General features: G+C 62.3%; 2 protein-coding genes. Both read left to right on the top strand.

Annotated elements, in window-relative coordinates; genetic code table 11:
- On the top strand, positions 1 to 455 hold a 455-nt coding region (hflK, locus tag A2I95_RS39540; RefSeq protein WP_291737818.1), incomplete at its 5' end, for a protease modulator HflK.
- Positions 455 to 1,243 (top strand): protease modulator HflC (gene hflC, locus A2I95_RS39535; protein ID WP_291737817.1); only part of this gene is annotated, 789 nt, incomplete at its 3' end. The genes hflK and hflC, both read left to right, overlap by 1 nt.

The following is a 1,243-nucleotide window of genomic DNA, read 5'->3' as shown; positions in this document are numbered from 1 at the left end:
AGCTGATCCAGTTCACGCTGGATGACTATGACAGCGGCATCAACATTATCCGGGTGAACTTTGACAAGGCCGACCCGCCTGCGTCCGTTATCGCGGCTTTCCGTGATGTTCAGGCTGCGGAACAGGAACGCGACCGGCGCCAGAACGAAGCCGACGCCTATGCCAACAATGCGCTGGCCGAGGCCCGCGGTCAGGCTGCGGAACTGCTGGAACGGGCCGAAGGCTACCGTGCGCGCGTTGTCAACGAAGCCCAGGGTGAGGCGAGCCGCTTCAGTGCGGTTTTGACCGAATACCAGAAGGCTCCGGAAGTGACCCGCAAACGTCTGTATCTGGAAACCATGGAAACGGTTCTGGGCCGGGTCGACAAGATCATTCTTGACGAACAGTCAGGCGAAGGCCAGGGCGTCGTGCCTTACCTGCCGCTGAATGAACTGCGCCGCGGAGGAAGCAACTGATGCGTAAGACAACTCTTTTGCTGCCAGTGCTGGTGATCGCTTTGATTACCGCGCTGTCGTCGCTGTTCATTGTGGATGAGCGCGAAAAGGCGCTGGTTCTGCAGTTCGGCCGGGTGGTCTCGGTCAAGGAAGATCCGGGCCTGGCGTTCAAGATCCCGGTGATCCAGGAGGTTGTCCGCTATGACGACCGCATCCTGAGCCGCGATATCGACCCGCTGGAAATCACCCCGTCGGATGACCGCCGTCTGGTGGTTGACGCCTTTGCGCGCTACCGGATTGTGGACGTCAACCGGTTCCGTCAGGCGGTTGGCGCCGGCGGTATCGCCACGGCGGAAAACCGCCTGGATTCGATCCTGCGGGCGCAAACCCGTGAGATCCTCGGCTCGGTCAGCTCCAACGATATCCTGTCGTCGGACCGGGCCGCGCTGATGCTGCGGATCCGCAACGGCGCCATTGCCGATGCGCGCGCACTGGGCATTGCCATCATCGACGTGCGGCTGAAGCGCACCGACCTGCCGTCGGAAAACCTGGATGCGACGTTTGAGCGGATGCGGGCCGAGCGTGTGCGCGAGGCCACCGACGAACGCGCCCGCGGCAACGAAGCGGCACAGCGGATCCGGGCGCAAGCCGACCGGACCGTGGTTGAGCTGGTCTCGGAAGCGCAGCGCGAAGCGGAAATCATCCGCGGTGAATCGGATGCCGAACGCAACGCGATCTTCGCCCAGGCTTATGGCGCGGACCCGGAATTCTTTGAATTCTACCGCAGCCTCAACGCCTATGCGAATTCG

The sequence above is a fragment of the Leisingera sp. F5 genome, assembly GCF_001593695.1.
Note: the sequence above shows the minus strand (reverse complement) of the source record. Positions and strands in the feature narration are given on the sequence as shown.